Below are 16,473 nucleotides of genomic sequence, written 5' to 3'. Positions count from 1 at the left end.
CCAGAGATTATGTCTTGGGACGAGTATGCCTTTACCAAGGGAAAGATGAGTTTTATCGCACAAGATTTTGATCAGCTCAATATCATTACTGTTCTTGAGGGAAGAACACAAGCTATCATCCGCAATCACTTTCTTCGCTACGATAGAGCAGTCCGATGTCGAGTGAAAATCATTACTATGGATATGTTTAGTCCTTACTATGCCTTAGCTAAACAGCTTTTTCCATGTGCTAAAATCGTTCTAGATCGTTTTCACATTGTTCAACATCTTAGCCGAGCTATGAGTCGGGTTCGTGTCCAAATCATGAATCAATTTGATCGAAAATCTCATAAATACAAGGCCATCAAGCGCTATTGGAAACTCATCCAACAAGATAGTCGTAAACTCAGCGATAAACGATTTTATCGCCCTACTTTTCGCATGCACTTAACGAATAAAGAAATTCTAGACAAGCTTTTGAGCTATTCCGAAGACTTGAAACACCACTATAATCTCTATCAGCTCTTGCTTTTTCACTTTCAGAATAAAGAGCCTGACAAATTTTTCGGACTTATTGAGGAAAATCTAAAGCAGGTTCATCCTCTTTTTCAGACTGTCTTGAAAACCTTCCTCAAGGTTAAAGAAAAGATTGTCAACGCCCTTCAATTACCTTATTCCAACGCCAAATTGGAAGCAACCAATAATCTCATTAAACTCATCAAACGAAATGCTTTTGGTTTTAGGAACTTTGATAACTTTAAGAAACGAATTTTCATCGCTCTGAATATAAAAATGGAGAGGACAATCGTTGTCCTCTCCAGATGTTAGCTTTTTATTCAACCCACTACAGTTGACAAAGAGCCCTATTTTTGAGAAGGGGATGCAATAAACTGATGGAAATAGAAAAGAGAAGGAACTTAATCCTTCTCTATCTGATGATTCCACACTCTCTTTTTAGAACAAATACATGAAAACTAAAGTCAAGAGACTAGCGAGCAAGCCCACTCCCCAGAAGAAGAAGTCGACCTTCCACTCACTCCAAGCTTGGCCTTTCCCAGAAAAGCCCCCCAACTCAAAATGGTGGTGAACTGGTGTCATACGGAAGATACGTTTTCCTCCAGTCAACTTAAAGTAGGTGACTTGCATCATAACAGATGTTGTTTCAAAAACATACACTAGACCAATCAAAAGCAGCGTCCATTCTTGGTGCAGCGCCATGGAAATAGCCGCCAACATCCCTCCAAGGGCTAGGCTACCTACATCTCCCATAAAAACTTTAGCAGGCTTGTGGTTAAAGACAAAGAAGCCAAGAAGACCACCAACCATAGCTACAATCACTAGTAAGATATCGAGCTGATTTTGCACATAGGCAATCACTCCATAGGCAGATAGGCTAATCACCACCGAAATACTTGCCAAGCCATCGATTCCGTCAGTCAGGTTAACTGCGTTTGAAAAACCAACTAACCAGAAGAGGGCAAAGAGAATATACAGAACACCTAAATGCAAGGGATAACCAAATACATTTAAGATATCTCCACCTCTTTCATAGAAGAAATAGAAGATAACTCCTCCGACCAACTGAAGCAAGAGCTTCTGTTTAGGATTAAGTCCTTCATTGATTTTTCGGAAAACCTTGAGGAAATCATCCAAGAAACCGACCAAACCATATAAGACCAGGATAAAGAGGATCATTCCGACATTATTGGTTAATTGATTAGTTATGAGAGCAAGGACCAGACTAACTAAAACTCCTGCTAGGAGAAAGACGAGTCCTCCCATTGTTGGGGTCCCAGCTTTTGCTTGGTGTTGTTTGACATCCTCATGCATCTGTTGACCGGTAATCTGTGCTTTATGGTAAAAACGGATAAAGGCTGGAATTCCTATGACTGTTAGAATAAAGGCAATCACTCCAGCAAAGATAGAAATAAGCATTCTAATCTCCTAATGTTATTTTTATTTTCTGTAAATCTTTTAAAGCTGTATTAGAACGAACACTTTGCTTTTTAACAGTTTCTCCTGTACCTTCAAACTCAACTTCAAGATTCAGCCATTTGGCAAAGGTTTCAACATTTTTCTTAGACCATCCATATAAGTCAGGCATCTCTTCTACCTTATCTGAAAGGAGTAAGATTTGCTGATTGGCATCTAGATTGGTTCCTTCTGCTACAGAACTTTCTTTGATTTTTGTTCCTGAACCGATAACAATTGGTTGTACAAGGTTACGACGGAGTTCTTCAGCTAAATCTCCTGGGCTAGAGTCCTTAATGCTAGGCATGGCATAACTAGTTGTAGTTGTCACTTGGTCCAAATTCTTAGCCGTAGATTGCAGATTGAGCGTCTCTTTCATGGCTGAAGCTCGCTCCAGAATCGGGTTAGAAAACTCTCCTAGTTGTACTGAAGAAAAATGTTCTGGTTGTTGAACTGTCACATAGAGGATAAAATCAGGATTTTCACTCGGATTCATCGAAACTACTGAGTAGATATAGTTGGTGACTCCCTTTAAGTATCCCCCTTTTTGTTCGTCAGCAATCTGAGCAGTTCCTGATTTTACAGAAACAGTCTGACCAGGTACAGTAACGATTGGTTTACCGGTAAGTTTATTGTACATTGTACCATAAACAGGATCTGTACCAACCAAAATCATATTTTCTCGAGTCAGACTAGCCGCTTCTTTTGATACAGGATTACCTACAATTTCCTTTTTGGACTTCCGCGCTGTCTGATCATTAGGATCATAAAGGGCACTGATAAACTTAGGCTCTAGCATAACCCCATCATTAGCAATGGCAGTAAAAGCGCGGAGCATTTGGGTTTGGGTAACAGAAATCCCTTGACCAAAGGCACTCATAGCAATATTAACGACGTTATCTGCAGGCAGTTGTCCAGCATACTCATCAGGCATACCAAAACGGGTTGGAACTCCAAACTTAAATCGATTGAGGTATTCTAACCAAGTAGCATCCCCCATCTTTTGTTGGAGCAAAGTCATACCCACATTACTTGAGTGAGCAAAACCTTGTGAAAAGGTCATCATACTTCCAGATGATAGGCCATCATTCACATCCCAGTCCCTGATAGTCGCATCAGCTACCTTTAATTCACTACTATTAAAGTATTCGCCTCCAGAGAAGGTTTTATTGTCAATAGCCGCAGCTAAGGTCATGACCTTCATGGTCGAACCTGGCTCATAGTTACTTTGGTAGAGGATATTTCGCCAAACAAAATCATCTGTTAGACCTTCTTTTGTATTTGCATCAAAAGTCGGTCTTTGGGTAGTGGCAAGAATTTCCCCTGTCTTGGCACTAACCAAGGTCGCATTCATGTACTTGCCCTTAACTTTTTCTTGAAAGGCATCCATTTGACTTTCCATAAAGGACTGCAAAGGACTGGATAGGGTTGTATAAACATCTTTCCCATTTACTGTTTGTTGGGTGACTTGTTCCGTACCTGGAACAATATTACCTAAACGATCTTTTTCATAGGTAATAATGCCATCTGTCCCTGCTAGCAAGCTATTTAAGGAGCTCTCGACACCAGATGTTCCAATGAGACTTTTTGTCCCATCTTCATTTTCATGTAACTGGGCTAAACCAATAAATGATGAAGCAAATTTCCCATTTGGATAACTTCGGTTGGGACTATTGGTAAAGTTAACACCCTCGACCTTAGCAGTTTCCAAATCCTGTTTAATGGACATCATATTAGCGTAGGTAATCCCATTTCCTTTAGCACCAAAGGAAACCTGTTTGAGATTTGGTTGAGAGAGTTGATCCTTGACATAGGTCTCCTCCATATCCAAGTACTTATGGAAAATTTCGGCTACCTTATTGTACTGAGATTCCTCTACATATAGAACATCTCCATTAGCTGATTTATAGTCCTTATCAATGACAGCATAAACATTATAGGAAGTTGCGTCCTCAGCAATCGGCGTTCCATTACGATCATAAATGGTCCCCCTCTTAGCAGGAACTGTTAGAGTCGTTTGGTGAACCTTACTGGCTTCTTTGACCAGGTCAACACCAAACTTCTTCCCCGTACCAATAATCACCGCAAAGTTAACCAAAAAAACAGCAAAGAGAAAGACGGCTAAGAGACTAAGGCTCTTCCCAACTCGTCTGCGGTTTTCAAGGGGAGATTTGCGATTCTTAATGGCAAAGTGTACTATTTTTTCTTTCCAGGTTTTCATATACTACTCCGCCGATCGGATATTTTCATTATTCAGTTGCAGTTCTTGCGAATCCGCAATTCCTGTCAGACGCTCTGAACGGATCAATTCATTGACTTCTTGCTTAGCATCATCCAGCTCTGTCTTCTTTTCTTCAATCTGAGCATTAACAGTCGTTAGTTCACTTTGGACTTGCAAGAGCTTGGTCTGCATATAAACCACACTGATGGCTAAGACAAGGGCTGTAATGGCAATCGAAAGGTAAAAAGCCTTCTCAACACGTGAAAATCTCTTGATACGAGCTTGCAGTAATTGGCTCGTCGTTTCTCTTTTTTCTACCATTTTATCCCCTTACTTGTGAATTTTTCTAGCTACTCGTAGCTTGGCTGAGTGAGAACGATTATTGTCCTCCAGCTCCTCCTTGCTTGGTAGAATCGGTTTGCGAGAGACTAATTCCATCTTGGGCTTAAGATCATCTGGGATGAAAGGCAAGCCTTTTGGTACTTCCACTGTTGAAGCTTCCTTGAACAATTGCTTGGTCAAGCGATCTTCCAGCGAATGAAAGGTAATGACCGAGATTCTTCCGTCAACTGCTAGTAATTCCATAGCTTGTTGGATGGACTCATCTGCAGCTCCTAGTTCATCATTGACCTCAATACGGATGGCTTGGAAAATTTGCTTGGCAGGATGACCTTTTTTCTTGAGTTCCTTGGCAGGCTTAGCAGACTTGATAATCTCTGCTAATTCAGTCGTTGTCTCAATCGGCTTCAACTCACGCGCCTGTTCAATATTCCGAGCAATCTGTTTGGAGAATTTGTCTTCTCCATACTTGAAGAAAATACGAACCAAGTCATGATAGTCATAATGGTTCACTACCTCATAAGCTGTCAAGCTAGCTTCCTGGTTCATCCGCATATCCAGTGGCGCATCCTTTTTATAAGAAAAACCTCGCTCACGTTGATCCAACTGTGGGCTCGAAACTCCCAAGTCATAGCAAATGCCATCAATTTCTTCTACACCCGCTTCTTGTAAACGGGCTTTCAAATGACGGAAGTTGTCCTTGATGAAGGTAACCATTCCTTTTTCGATATAAGGCGCCAGACGTTTTTGGGCATTATCAATGGCATTCTGGTCCTGATCAAAGGCATAGAGATGCCCCTTTTCACTTAATTTACTTAATAAATACTCGCTATGGCCTGCTCCACCCAAGGTCGCATCAACGTAAACACCATCAGGTTTCACATCAAGCATATCAATGGTTTCATGGAGCATGACCGTTACATGATGAAATTCTTTAGTCATATCTTATCTATTTTACCACAATTCTGACTAGCTTGCACTCGCTAAAGCAAAAACCTTTCCTTGCTGCTTTATCACTAGTATTCAGCAGAAGACTCAGCAACCTGTGCTAGTTCTACGCGTTCTTGGGGATTCAAGTGTTGATGAACAGCCTCTGCTACTGCTCTTGGTATACCGACTTCCACAATCTCATCCACGCTGGCTTCCTTGATTTTAGTCAAGGACTTGAAATATTTCATCAAGTTCTGCTTGCGTTTGGGACCCAATCCCTCAATGCCATCAAGCTGAGAAGAGAAGGAATTCTTAGAGCGCAGTTGACGGTGGAAAGTGATAGCAAAACGATGGACCTCATCTTGGATGCGTTGCAGGAGGAAAAATTCCTGAGAATTACGAGACAACTCCACCACCTCAAGCGGATCTCCAAAAAGCAATTCATGGGTTTGGTGCTTATCATTCTTTTGAAGCCCTGCGATAGGAATATCCAAGCCTAGCTCTTCTTGGATAACTTGCTTAGCAATATTAACTTGACCTTGTCCCCCATCAATGACGATCAAATCTGGCGGTGTCAAACCATCTCGTTGGACTCGGCCATAGCGTCTGCGAATAACCTCTCGCATACTAGCATAGTCATCTGGCCCAACAACTGTTTTTATCTTGTACTTGCGGTAATCCTTCTTGCTCGGTTTGCCGTTAACAAAAACTACCATGGCAGAAACTGGACTAGTCCCCATGATATTGGAGTTATCAAAGGACTCGATGCGGACTGGGGTTGGAATTTGTAGAAGTCGTCCCAGATTTTCAATAGCCCCTTGAGTCTTTTCAACTGATTTCTCTAACAGATTAAACTTCTGCTCTAGACTAACACGCGCATTTTTGATAGCCAGATTAACCAGTTGTTTCTTCTCACCGCGTTGGGGTTTGAGAATTTTGGTATCCACCAAGGCCTTAACGGCTTCTTCATCAATATCCTGAGGAATCAAAATCTCATTGGGAACCAGATGAGATTTTTCCTGATAAAATTGTCCCACATAGGTCAAGAAATCCTCATCAGGATCATTGTAGTAAGGAAAGAGATTGACATCGCGTTCAATCAACTTGCCCTGACGGACAAAGAAGACCTGGACGCACATCCAACCCTTATCCACATAGTAACCAAAGACATCTCGGTTTTGGAGATCCTTAGCCATGACTCGTTGCTTCGTTCGCAAAGTGCCAATAGCCTGAATCAGATCTCGATATTCTGCTGCACGTTCAAACTCCATATTCTGAGCTGCCAAAGTCATCTTACTCTTGAGTTCATCAATGATTTTATCGTCTTGTCCCTTGAGAAAATCAGAGACTTCTTGGGACATGGCTTTGAAAAAAGCCTCGTCTTTCTTACAGATGGTGTGAGCCACGCACTGGCCGATATGGTAATAAAAACAGACCTTAGACGGTGGATTAGTACACTTACGAAAAGGGAAAATCCGATCCAATAGCCGTTTAATTTCATTAGCTGCGCCCACATCCGGATAGGGTCCAAAATAGAGACCTCCGTCTTTCTTGACCTGACGGGTGATAATCAAGCGAGGATAGCGCTCATTGGTAATTTTGATGAAAGGATAGGACTTGTCGTCCTTGAGCATAATATTGTATTTAGGCTTATTTTCCTTAATCAAGTTGATTTCCAGAAGGAGGGCCTCAATATTGGATTCCGTAACAATAAACTCAAAGTCCACAATTTCAGATACCAAGGCTTCTGTTTTGGTATCATGACTCCCACGGAAATAGGACCGTACACGATTGCGTAGATTTTTGGCCTTTCCTACATAGATGATCGTACCATTTTTATCCTTGTGAATGTAACAACCAGGGCTGGTCGGCAAGAGCTCTAGTTTTGATTTAATCAAGTTATTCATAGTTCCATTATAGCAAAAAGCCCCCTTCATTGCTTACATCAAGGAGCTCTATTTTTCGTTTGAAAATCACTTATTCTCCAGACTCATAAAGTTCTTGAACTGCTTGAACATCTTGAGCCTGAATACCATAATAAGAACCTGCTGGCTGCATGACTGAAACTTCATTGGTATGTTCCAAACCAATAGCATGACCTAGTTCGTGCTCTGCTGTATGCAAGATACGATCATAGGTATAGCCATAGTTTGGATTGGATAGATAATAATGATTCAAACGAACTGTTACTGAAGTAAATTGTTTGGTCAGGAGATTTGTCTGACTCTCCGCCTCGCCAGCAACAGATGTGGAACCATCATTCATTTCAGTCGCAAAAATAGTTGCTTGGTCAGGTTCTGTCACAACTACAAAATTAAAAGCACCGGTCTGATTCCAGTTTGCAATAGCTTCGGCATAAGCCTTTTGAAAGGTTGCATCCATTTGAGGATCAATATAAATTGTCGCCTGCGCTTGGGGCCATTTTACTCCTGAATCTTGATGATGATCAGTCTTAGACAAACCTTGCAACTTACCAGTTTCTTGCCATTGATGCCAACCTGCCTGACCAACTTGAACAAGTTGCCCCGCTTGATTGAAGACACCAGATAAATCCCCTGTCATATACCAGAGAATCCCTAAAGCAATGAGAATTAAGACTACAAGAGTCCACACAAGGCGCCAGAACATGCGCCAAATCCCTAGTAACAATCGACATAGAACACGAATAATCCAGAACATGATTTCCCGCCTTTCCTAAAAAATAAGAATCCATCTTTAAACCATGGATTCCCATTCTAAAGATAGATTCCTTATTTTACTTGAGTAAGCTGAAAGAAAGCTAAAACTAGCTTAATCTCTCTTCCAAAACAAAATCAATTGGCAAGGTAGCCAAAAACCGTTCCAATTGTTTTTCCCAATAATACCACTCGTGGGTCCCTACACTGTGGTTATAGGTCACATCAAAACCAAGTTTCTTGAGATTCTTCACTGCTAGATTATTGGCAGCATACAAGAAATCTTGTTCGCCACACCAAGCCCAGAGTTTGGTCTTCTTGTCTGACTTGTTAGCAAGAGTTTCAAGTGAGTAAGGGCTAGTTTCCCAGTTATCAAGCTTGCCAAAAACACCTCGCCAGTAGGCACGCGTCCCTAAATCTTGGCTTTCAGGAGAAAACTCTTCGAAACTGAGAGCCCCAGAAAGACTAGCTGCATGTGAGAAACGGTTGGTTGATAGGGCCAATTTGAAGGAACCGTAGCCTCCCATTGATAGACCAGCGATAAAAGTCTTTTCACGCTTGCTAGACATATTAGGGAAGAAGCGTTTGAGCACTTTAGGCAGTTCTTTTGCTAAAGCTGTATAGTAGTTATAGCCATACTGAGTATCTGTGTACCAGCCATTACTTGTATTTGGCATGACAACAATTAGATTAGTCCCTCGCACCAAGCGCTCTACATTGGTCCGTTTGAGCCAGCTATTATGATTTCCTGACATCCCATGTAAGAGATAGAGGACAGGAATATCCGTAGAATCTGGCTCCTCAACCCGAGACGCATCTGGGTAGAGAACATTCACTCCCCACTCCATATCTAAAACTTCTGAGTAATACTCAATCTTCATTACTGCCATAACTTGCTCCTTATTCATTTAAGATAAGAAAAAGCCGAAACTCGACTTTCTCTTGCTATTTGATCCTATTTTGCTTCCATGACTACTGGTAAGATAGCTGGGCGACGCTTGGTTTGGTCAAAGAGGAACTTGGCCAAATGATCACGTACCTTACCTTTGAGTTCTGCCCAATCAAACTCTTCACCTTGTAGATAGTCTTCTACTGTTTGATTGACTAACTCTGTACTTTCGCGCAAGATATCACGGCTCTTCTTGAGATAGACAAATCCACGCGTGTGCACTCGAGCTTTAGCGATAATTTTTTTCTCACGACGGTTAACAGTGATAGCCACGATGAAAATCCCATCTTCTGACAAGACCTTACGGTCACGAAGGACGACATTCCCAACATCTCCGATGGCATTCCCATCAATCAAGACATCGCCTGCTGTAACTGCACCAGATGGAACAAAGTCTCCATGCTCATAAGACATGGTTGTTCCCTTTTTAGGGATAAAAATCCGTTCTGGCAACATACCAACTGCCATGGCAGCCTTGGCATGGGCATCCAACTCACGGTATTCTCCTTGGATTGGGAAGAGATACTTAGGTTGCAAGAGATTGATCATCAATTGCAAATCACGCGCATTCCCATGTCCTGACACACGCAAGCTATGAGTAATTGGCTTGACAACTCCACCTGCTTGGTAGACCATATTTTCTACACGTGCCATCACCGCTTCCTTGGCGATTGATGGTGTTGTAACTATATAAACTAGGTCACCTTCTTTGATTTCAACATAACGGTGACGACCGATAGACATCTTGCGTAATCCGTTAATGGGTTCACCCATACGTCCAGTTTCAAGGATAATTAATTCATGATCTTCAAAACGCGACATATCTTTTGGCTTAATCAAAAGATTTTCACTGGCTAGAGACAATTTTTTCAAGCGAATCGCTGTACGTACGATATTTTCAATGTCAAATCCTGTCAAGACAACACGGCGCCCTGTCTCCGCAGCTGCATCAAATACCTGCTGAATACGAGAAAGATTACTTGCAACTGCAGCAACGATGATACGTCCATCCCAGTCAGAAATGGTTTGCGTGATTTCTACACCAACTTCATTTTCACTAGCTACTTGGATATTGCTATCTGCATTTGCTGAGTCACTAAGCAAAGCCAAGACCCCTTCGCGACCAATCTCTGCCAAACGCCCAAAGTCAGTGGCGTAGGATTCACTAGCCGTTTGGTCAAACTTGAAATCTCCTGTATAGACGATGTTGCCTTCAGATGTTTTCAAGACCACACCCAAACTTTCTGGGATAGAGTGAGTTGTACGGAAGAAGGATACTACCGTTCCACCAAAATCAATCTCTGTATTTTCGTCAATGACATGGAAATCATCAAATTTCTTGACGCTGTCATTTCCCTTAACGAATAGTTTGGCCAGTTCGATAGTCAACTCTGAGCCAAATACAGGAACCTTAGCTTCTGCCAAGAGATATGGAAGGGCTCCAATCGCATCCGCATGCCCGTGTGTTAAGAAAACCCCAGCAATACGGTCGCTATTTTCAAACAGATAGTCCATGTTGGGAATAACAACATCGACACCCAACTGTTCATTTTCAGGATATTTCAAACCTGCATCTAATACAAAAATCGAGTCGTTAATTTCTGCGATGTACATGTTCTTACCATTTTCACGTACACCCCCAAGTGTTGTTAATTTAATAGTATTCATTTTTCCTCCGAATAGTCACTTCAACTGTTTGTAGAGCTTTAAAAGCTCTCTTTTTCTGAAAGTCCAATTCACTTTCAGCCGAATCTTTTCCATTCATTATACCATTTTTTTACTAATTTTCAAAATGAATCTTACAGATAATCGCACTTCAACTATCTCTTTCCGTTCAATAACGGACAAAGCAGCACTAATAAGAGGATCAAATGAGACAATTGTTGCTCCCATCCTGTCTAATCTTCAAATAAGTCAGCAACATTATAAAGCACTTCGCAGTCACAGTAGGCTCCATTTGCTTCTAAAAATCCCAAAATCACTTCTACTTCTAATACTCAATGAAAATCAAAGAGCAAACTAGGAAACTAGCCGCAGGCTGTACTTAAGTACGGCAAGGCGACGTTGACGCGGTTTGAATTTGATTTTCGAAGAGTATAAATCACGCCCTTTTAGAAAGGATATAGTCAAGGTAAAATCAGCAGGACAAGTCAACGACTCTAACTCCTGATCCAAAAAATCAAACAAATCTAAAAAGATCTCCCTTGTTATCGATAAACTAGCTTCAAATTCTTTCTTCTGTTGCTGCTTATACTCTGCCAGTAATTTCTTTTTCTTCTCTTTATCCATTTTCTACTCCGACTAACTTCTCTGGTACTTTTGATACTAATACTCAATGAAAATCAAAGAGCAAACTAGGAAGCTAGCCGCAAGGTGTACTTGAGTACGGTAAGGCGACGCTGACGTGGTTTGAAGAGATTTTCGAAGAGTATAACTTTCTTCAACAAGGTTCAACAGTCCTTCACTCCTCTCATTATAGCACTAAACTCCTTTCATTGATGTAGTTTTTGATAGCAAACAAAAAAGAGTCAGCAAGCCAACTCTTTCGATCTCTATTCACTTTTTTCCATTAAGAAATCATAGATTTCCTGAACTGTTCCAAGCGCCATAATCTCTTGATCTTTAACAGTTTGTTTCAGCTTTTGATAAATCTGACTCTCAGCTATATCACGCTTTTCAGCTTCTTTATTCACCCTCATGACTCCATTTTCAATGGTCACAAAGCCAAGCTCTTCAAATATCTGAATCATTTTGACTAACAAGATTTGCTCAATCTTGAGAAAGGTCGCCAAATCCTTGAGTTTATAGCGAATATCAAACTCTGGGAACTGATAGATGGTTTTATACAATTTTGCAAACTGCTCTCTAGTGCCATAGCCCGTCAAATAGTAAGCCTTGGCTATATCATTTTTAAAGTAAAGAGCTGAAAATTCCTGCTCCTGACAGATTTTCTTAAGGAGGGATATATCCTCAGGAATATTCTTAACGACAATAGCTGAACAAGAGGTCACATCAGGTAACTCTTGCGTAAAATCCAAAACGGCTACCCCTTCTGGTAACAGGGCATTCTTGCCACGAATGTTAAAGAGCTGGACACCTTCTACACGGGCATCAACCATCATCAACTGCAAGCTTGTTTGTCCATTCCATTGGTTAACAGAGAGAGTCACTGCCAATTCCAGTTGCTTGGTCTGTGAGAATTCAGTCGCCCATTTACCTTGACCAAAAGCGACCACCTCAAAACTAGCCTCACCTTTGGAAATTTTCAGCTTGAGATGAGCATTACCAGCCCCCATAATTCGAGCATTCTCAACTTGGAAATCTCGAATATAGAAGACAGGTTTTTGGTTATCCATCCCAAAAGGAGCTAGACGTTCAAAACTTTTCACCGTCTCCAGACTCAAGGTCTCTAAATCCAGTTCTTCATCTAAAAAAAGATTATTTTTACCTTGGGCATCTGCACCTTTTTCTCGGATATAGGCTTCCAAAACATCAGACAAGACTTCCAACTTATCCGCTTCAAGGGTCATACCTGCAGCGCCTGCGTGACCACCAAAGGCGATAAACAGTTCTCGATGCGGGTCCAAAGCTTCAAAGATATCGACTGCTTCGATGCTTCGAGCACTACCCTTGGCGCGTCCATCTTCGATATTCAAGACAATGACTGTCTGACCCAGTTCTTCAAGTAAGCGCCCAGCTACAATTCCAAGAACTCCCGGATTCCAGCCTTCCTTCGCCAAAACTTGAACACTTTTCTCAGTATCCACCATGCCTTTAGCTTCATCGTAAATCGACTGAACAATTTCCTTACGTTCTTCATTCTTTTGATGAATCAAAAGGGCGATTTCATGCACTTCCTCATCATCAAATCCAGTCAACAAATCAATAGCTGGATTGGGATCATCCAGGCGTCCTAGGGCATTTAAACGTGGTGCTAACTGAAAACCGACCGTTTCTTCTGTCACATCACTACTCGAAATCCCAGCGATTTCAAACATTTCTTGCAGGCCCATTCGTTGAGTATTGCGCAAGACCTCAAGACCATATTGGACCATGATACGATTTTCGTCAGTCAAACTGACCATATCGGCAATTGTACCGATAGCAACCAAGTCTAACAACTCAACCTGCACTTCTTCCAAAAGGGCACAAGCTAGCTTAAAAGCAACTCCACAACCCGCTAGATGTTTGAAAGGATAGTCCGCCCCTGGATGTTCAGGATGAATAATAGCATAGGCATCTGGTAAAACTTCAGGCATAGAATGGTGGTCGGTCACAATAACGTCCACTCCCATAGACTGAGCCAAATCAATGGCTTCATGCCCCGCCACACCATTGTCCACCGTCACAATCAAAGACACGCCCTGTTGTTCAATGAAATATTTGTAGACACTGGCATTTGGACCATAACCATCTGTAAAGCGATTGGGAAGATAGACCAGGCACTCAGCACCTATCTGCTCTAAACTTTCCTTGACAATGGAAGCCGAAGTCATCCCATCCGCATCGTAGTCCCCGTAAATGAGAATCAACTCCCCTTGCTCAATAGCCTGACGAATCCGCTCTACTGCCTTTTCCATATCATGCAGAAGATAGGGATCATGCAAATCCTCCAAAGAAGGTTCTAAAAATTTTTTCAGACTAGTCTCATCCTTGATACCTCGCTCAAATAACAAACGAGCTACTTCAGGTCCCAAACCAGCTTTCTTAGCTATCTTTGTAAAATCCGCATCCTCAACTTGCGGAGAAAATTGCCAATTATAAGTAGGAATTATCAAAAAAATCATCCACTCTTTCTTACGATTCTATCTTTTTATTATAACATGATTTCCAGTTTTTCTCTTGATTTTCTAACTAATTTGATGACTCTTCATCGCTCTAAATAGCCACTTATAAGACATATACATGCCAGAGCGTCATTCCATTCTTTTACTTGACTTTTGCATTTTCCACTCAGATAAGGTATAATAGTTATATTGTCTTTTGGGGTCGTTACGGATTCGACAGGCATTATGAGGCATATTTTGCGACTCGTGTGGCGACGTAAACGCTCAGTTAAATATAACTGCAAAAAATAACACTTCTTACGCTCTAGCTGCCTAAAAACCAGCAGGCGTGACCCGATTTGGATCGCTCGTGTTCAATGACAGGTCTTATTATTAGCGAGATACGATCAAACTTTGTCTAGCAGTTTGATAAGAGATTTATAGACTCGCAGTTTCTAGTCTTGAGTTATGTGTCGAGGAGCTGTTAAATCAATACATAACCTATGGTTGTAGACAAATATGTTAGCAGGTGTTTGGACGTGGGTTCGACTCCCACCGGCTCCATTATATTTTAAAAAGGCGGTGGGACAGAAATCGCTAGACAAAGTCTCGATTTCGTAGTCCCAGCCCCGCGAGAATGATTAAGGGCTTTTTGGAGTCTAAAAGACGAACAAAAAGTTCAATCAGCTACCGCGTTAAAGTTTGATTGCTAATAAAAAGTGAGGTCGGGATCTTTTTGTCCCAACCTCTTTTTTGTTTGCTTAGGTTCCAAGGCTCTATCTCTATATTTTAAAAATAAACAGTCAACTTTTATTTTATAGCAACTACACTAATGATACTCAATATAAATTCCTCCACTTCAATTAACGATCTTTTGAACAGTTTAATCATTGACTATTTACCACTTTTCCATTAAGTAGCCCAATCAAAAAACCGTAAGAATTTCTTCTTACGGTTTTTCTGGCAATCTCATAGAATCAAGATTCTTAGATTTGCTTTATTTGAGTAATGGCTTACTCTTCTTCCTTACGTTTTTTAGAGATAAGGAGTCCTCCTGTCACTGCTGCAAGAAGTGCTAGTCCAAGTGAAGCGTTAGATTGTTTAGTACCAGTGTTTGGCAATTCTTTCGCTCCTGCTTTCTTAGCTGGTGCTTGAGCAGATGACTCTTTAGTTGCTTCCTTAACAACTTTATTAGCTGCAATTGTTGCTACTGATCCGTCCGCAAAGGTTACAACTACTGATCCGTCATTGTTAACCTTAACATCTGTCGCAGTTGGGTTAGCTTTCTTAACTTCTTCAGCTACTTTAGCTTTTTCTGCGTCTGTCAAGTTGCTTGGATCCACTACTGGAGTAAGAACTGGTACTTTAGCATTATCAGCATCTTTACCACCTACATTAACTTTACTTACTGTTACTGTAGTTGTAGCTGATGTATTTCCTGCTTCGTCTGTTGTTGTTACAGAAACTGTATCTCCAGCATTCAAACCACTAACTGGAATACTGAATTTACCATCTTTATCTGCTTTCGCTGATGCTTTAGTGCCATCTGAAAGAGTAACTTCTACTGTTGATCCTGCTTCGGCTGTACCTGTGATTGCTGTATCACCAGCTTTAACTGGGTTCACAACTGGTGCAGCTGGAGCTGTCTTATCATCGGCTTTTCCTACAGTTGCTGTAGTTGGAGTTGATGTATTGTTTGAAGCGTCTTTCGCTGTAACAGAGACTGTTTGACCTTCTTCCAAGCCACTTACTGGAACGCTGAAGTTGCCATCTTTATCTGCTTTCGCTGATGCTTTAGTGCCATCTGAAAGAGTAACTTCTACTGTTGATCCTGCTTCGGCTGTACCTGTGATTGCTGTATCACCAGCTTTAACTGGGTTCACAACTGGTGCAGCTGGAGCTGTCTTATCATCGGCTTTTCCTACAGTTGCTGTAGTTGGAGTTGATGTATTGTTTGAAGCGTCTTTCGCTGTAACAGAGACTGTTTGACCTTCTTCCAAGCCACTTACTGGAACGCTGAAGTTGCCATCTTGGTCAGCTGTTGCTGATGCTTTAGTGCCATCTGGAAGGGTTACTTCTACTGTTGATCCTGCTTCGGCTGTACCAGTTACTGCTGTGTCACCTGCTTTAACTGGGTTCACAACTGGTGCAGCTGGAGCTGTCTTATCATCGGCTTTTCCTACAGTTGCTGTAGTTGGAGTTGATGTATTGTTTGAAGCGTCTTTCGCTGTAACAGAGACTGTTTGACCTTCTTCCAAGCTACTTACTGGAACGCTGTAGTTGCCATCTTGGTCAGCTGTTGCTGATGCTTTAGTGCCATCTGGAAGGGTTACTTCTACTGTTGATCCTGCTTCGGCTGTACCAGTTACTGCTGTGTCACCTGCTTTAACTGGGTTCACAACTGGTGCAGCTGGAGCTGTCTTATCATCGGCTTTTCCTACAGTTGCTGTAGTTGGAGCTGATGTGTTATTTGAAGCGTCTTTCGCTGTAACAGAGACTGTTTGACCTTCTTCCAAGCCGCTAACTGGAACGCTGAAGTTGCCATCTTGGTCAGCTGTTGCTGATGCTTTAGTGCCATCTGGAAGGGTTACTTCTACTGTTGATCCTGCTTCGGCTGTACCAGTTACTGCTGTGTCACCTGCT

12 protein-coding genes, 1 other RNA gene and 1 pseudogene are annotated in these 16,473 nt (G+C 41.6%); 2 read left to right on the top strand and 12 right to left on the bottom strand.

Annotated features, from left to right (window positions below; translation table 11 throughout):
* On the top strand, positions 1–807 hold an 807-nt coding region (locus TZ96_RS09905; RefSeq protein WP_045762798.1), incomplete at its 5' end, for an ISL3 family transposase.
* 126 nt (positions 808–933) lie between these two features.
* Here the strand turns inward: TZ96_RS09905 and mraY are convergent.
* From mraY to recJ, 11 genes and pseudogenes are all read right to left on the bottom strand, one after another.
* Positions 934–1,914, bottom strand: a complete 981-nt coding sequence (gene mraY, locus TZ96_RS09900; protein WP_045763936.1) for a phospho-N-acetylmuramoyl-pentapeptide-transferase — start codon at positions 1,912–1,914, stop codon at positions 934–936.
* A 1-nt stretch (position 1,915) separates the two neighbouring features.
* Positions 1,916–4,171 carry a penicillin-binding protein PBP2X gene (gene pbp2X / locus TZ96_RS09895; protein WP_045763935.1) on the bottom strand — a complete coding sequence of 752 codons (2,256 nt, stop codon included), beginning with the start codon at positions 4,169–4,171 and terminating at the stop codon, positions 1,916–1,918.
* Between the two features lie 3 nt (positions 4,172–4,174).
* Positions 4,175–4,492 (bottom strand): cell division protein FtsL, encoded by a 318-nt coding sequence (ftsL, locus tag TZ96_RS09890; protein ID WP_000229661.1) that lies wholly within the window; start codon positions 4,490–4,492, stop codon positions 4,175–4,177.
* Between the two features lie 9 nt (positions 4,493–4,501).
* A complete protein-coding gene (gene rsmH / locus TZ96_RS09885) occupies positions 4,502–5,452 on the bottom strand; it encodes a 16S rRNA (cytosine(1402)-N(4))-methyltransferase RsmH (RefSeq protein ID WP_045763934.1) in 951 nt (316 codons plus the stop codon).
* Between the two features lie 74 nt (positions 5,453–5,526).
* Positions 5,527–7,347 carry an excinuclease ABC subunit UvrC gene (uvrC, locus tag TZ96_RS09880; RefSeq protein WP_045763933.1) on the bottom strand — a complete coding sequence of 607 codons (1,821 nt, stop codon included), beginning with the start codon at positions 7,345–7,347 and terminating at the stop codon, positions 5,527–5,529.
* A 70-nt stretch (positions 7,348–7,417) separates the two neighbouring features.
* Positions 7,418–8,119, bottom strand: a complete 702-nt coding sequence (locus TZ96_RS09875) for a M57 family metalloprotease (protein ID WP_045763932.1) — start codon at positions 8,117–8,119, stop codon at positions 7,418–7,420.
* 106 nt (positions 8,120–8,225) lie between these two features.
* Positions 8,226–9,005, bottom strand: a complete 780-nt coding sequence (locus TZ96_RS09870; RefSeq protein WP_045763931.1) for an alpha/beta hydrolase — start codon at positions 9,003–9,005, stop codon at positions 8,226–8,228.
* Between the two features lie 65 nt (positions 9,006–9,070).
* Positions 9,071–10,732 carry a ribonuclease J gene (locus TZ96_RS09865; RefSeq protein WP_045763930.1) on the bottom strand — a complete coding sequence of 554 codons (1,662 nt, stop codon included), beginning with the start codon at positions 10,730–10,732 and terminating at the stop codon, positions 9,071–9,073.
* A gap of 230 nt (positions 10,733–10,962) precedes the next feature.
* Positions 10,963–11,049, bottom strand: a pseudogene (locus tag TZ96_RS11130) (DUF2695 domain-containing protein); the annotation flags it as partial.
* A gap of 34 nt (positions 11,050–11,083) precedes the next feature.
* Positions 11,084–11,353, bottom strand: a complete 270-nt coding sequence (locus tag TZ96_RS09860) for a hypothetical protein (RefSeq protein WP_045763929.1) — start codon at positions 11,351–11,353, stop codon at positions 11,084–11,086.
* 263 nt (positions 11,354–11,616) lie between these two features.
* Positions 11,617–13,842 (bottom strand): single-stranded-DNA-specific exonuclease RecJ, encoded by a 2,226-nt coding sequence (recJ, locus tag TZ96_RS09855; protein WP_045763938.1) that lies wholly within the window; start codon positions 13,840–13,842, stop codon positions 11,617–11,619.
* Positions 13,843–14,049: 207 nt separating this feature from the next.
* Here recJ and ssrA point away from each other — a divergent pair.
* Positions 14,050–14,397, top strand: a transfer-messenger RNA (tmRNA) gene (gene ssrA, locus TZ96_RS10355).
* A 446-nt stretch (positions 14,398–14,843) separates the two neighbouring features.
* On the opposite strand, the gene TZ96_RS09850 is transcribed toward ssrA, so the two are convergent.
* The coding region (locus TZ96_RS09850; protein WP_142322053.1) for an Ig-like domain-containing protein at positions 14,844–16,473 on the bottom strand (1,630 nt) is incomplete at its 5' end.

Origin of the sequence: Streptococcus infantis (genome assembly GCF_000963255.1) — a bacterium.
Lineage (GTDB): Bacteria > Bacillota > Bacilli > Lactobacillales > Streptococcaceae > Streptococcus > Streptococcus nidrosiense.
Note: the sequence above shows the minus strand (reverse complement) of the source record. Positions and strands in the feature narration are given on the sequence as shown.

Coding starts and splice junctions, on each gene's coding strand:
- mraY (WP_045763936.1), bottom strand. CDS start 1,914: ATGCTTATTTCTATCTTTGCTGGAGTGATTGCCTTTATTCTAACAGTC.
- TZ96_RS09870 (WP_045763931.1), bottom strand. CDS start 9,005: ATGGCAGTAATGAAGATTGAGTATTACTCAGAAGTTTTAGATATGGAG.
- TZ96_RS09860 (WP_045763929.1), bottom strand. CDS start 11,353: ATGGATAAAGAGAAGAAAAAGAAATTACTGGCAGAGTATAAGCAGCAA.
- TZ96_RS09875 (WP_045763932.1), bottom strand. CDS start 8,119: ATGTTCTGGATTATTCGTGTTCTATGTCGATTGTTACTAGGGATTTGG.
- uvrC (WP_045763933.1), bottom strand. CDS start 7,347: ATGAATAACTTGATTAAATCAAAACTAGAGCTCTTGCCGACCAGCCCT.
- TZ96_RS09865 (WP_045763930.1), bottom strand. CDS start 10,732: ATGAATACTATTAAATTAACAACACTTGGGGGTGTACGTGAAAATGGT.
- pbp2X (WP_045763935.1), bottom strand. CDS start 4,171: ATGAAAACCTGGAAAGAAAAAATAGTACACTTTGCCATTAAGAATCGC.
- ftsL (WP_000229661.1), bottom strand. CDS start 4,492: ATGGTAGAAAAAAGAGAAACGACGAGCCAATTACTGCAAGCTCGTATC.
- rsmH (WP_045763934.1), bottom strand. CDS start 5,452: ATGACTAAAGAATTTCATCATGTAACGGTCATGCTCCATGAAACCATT.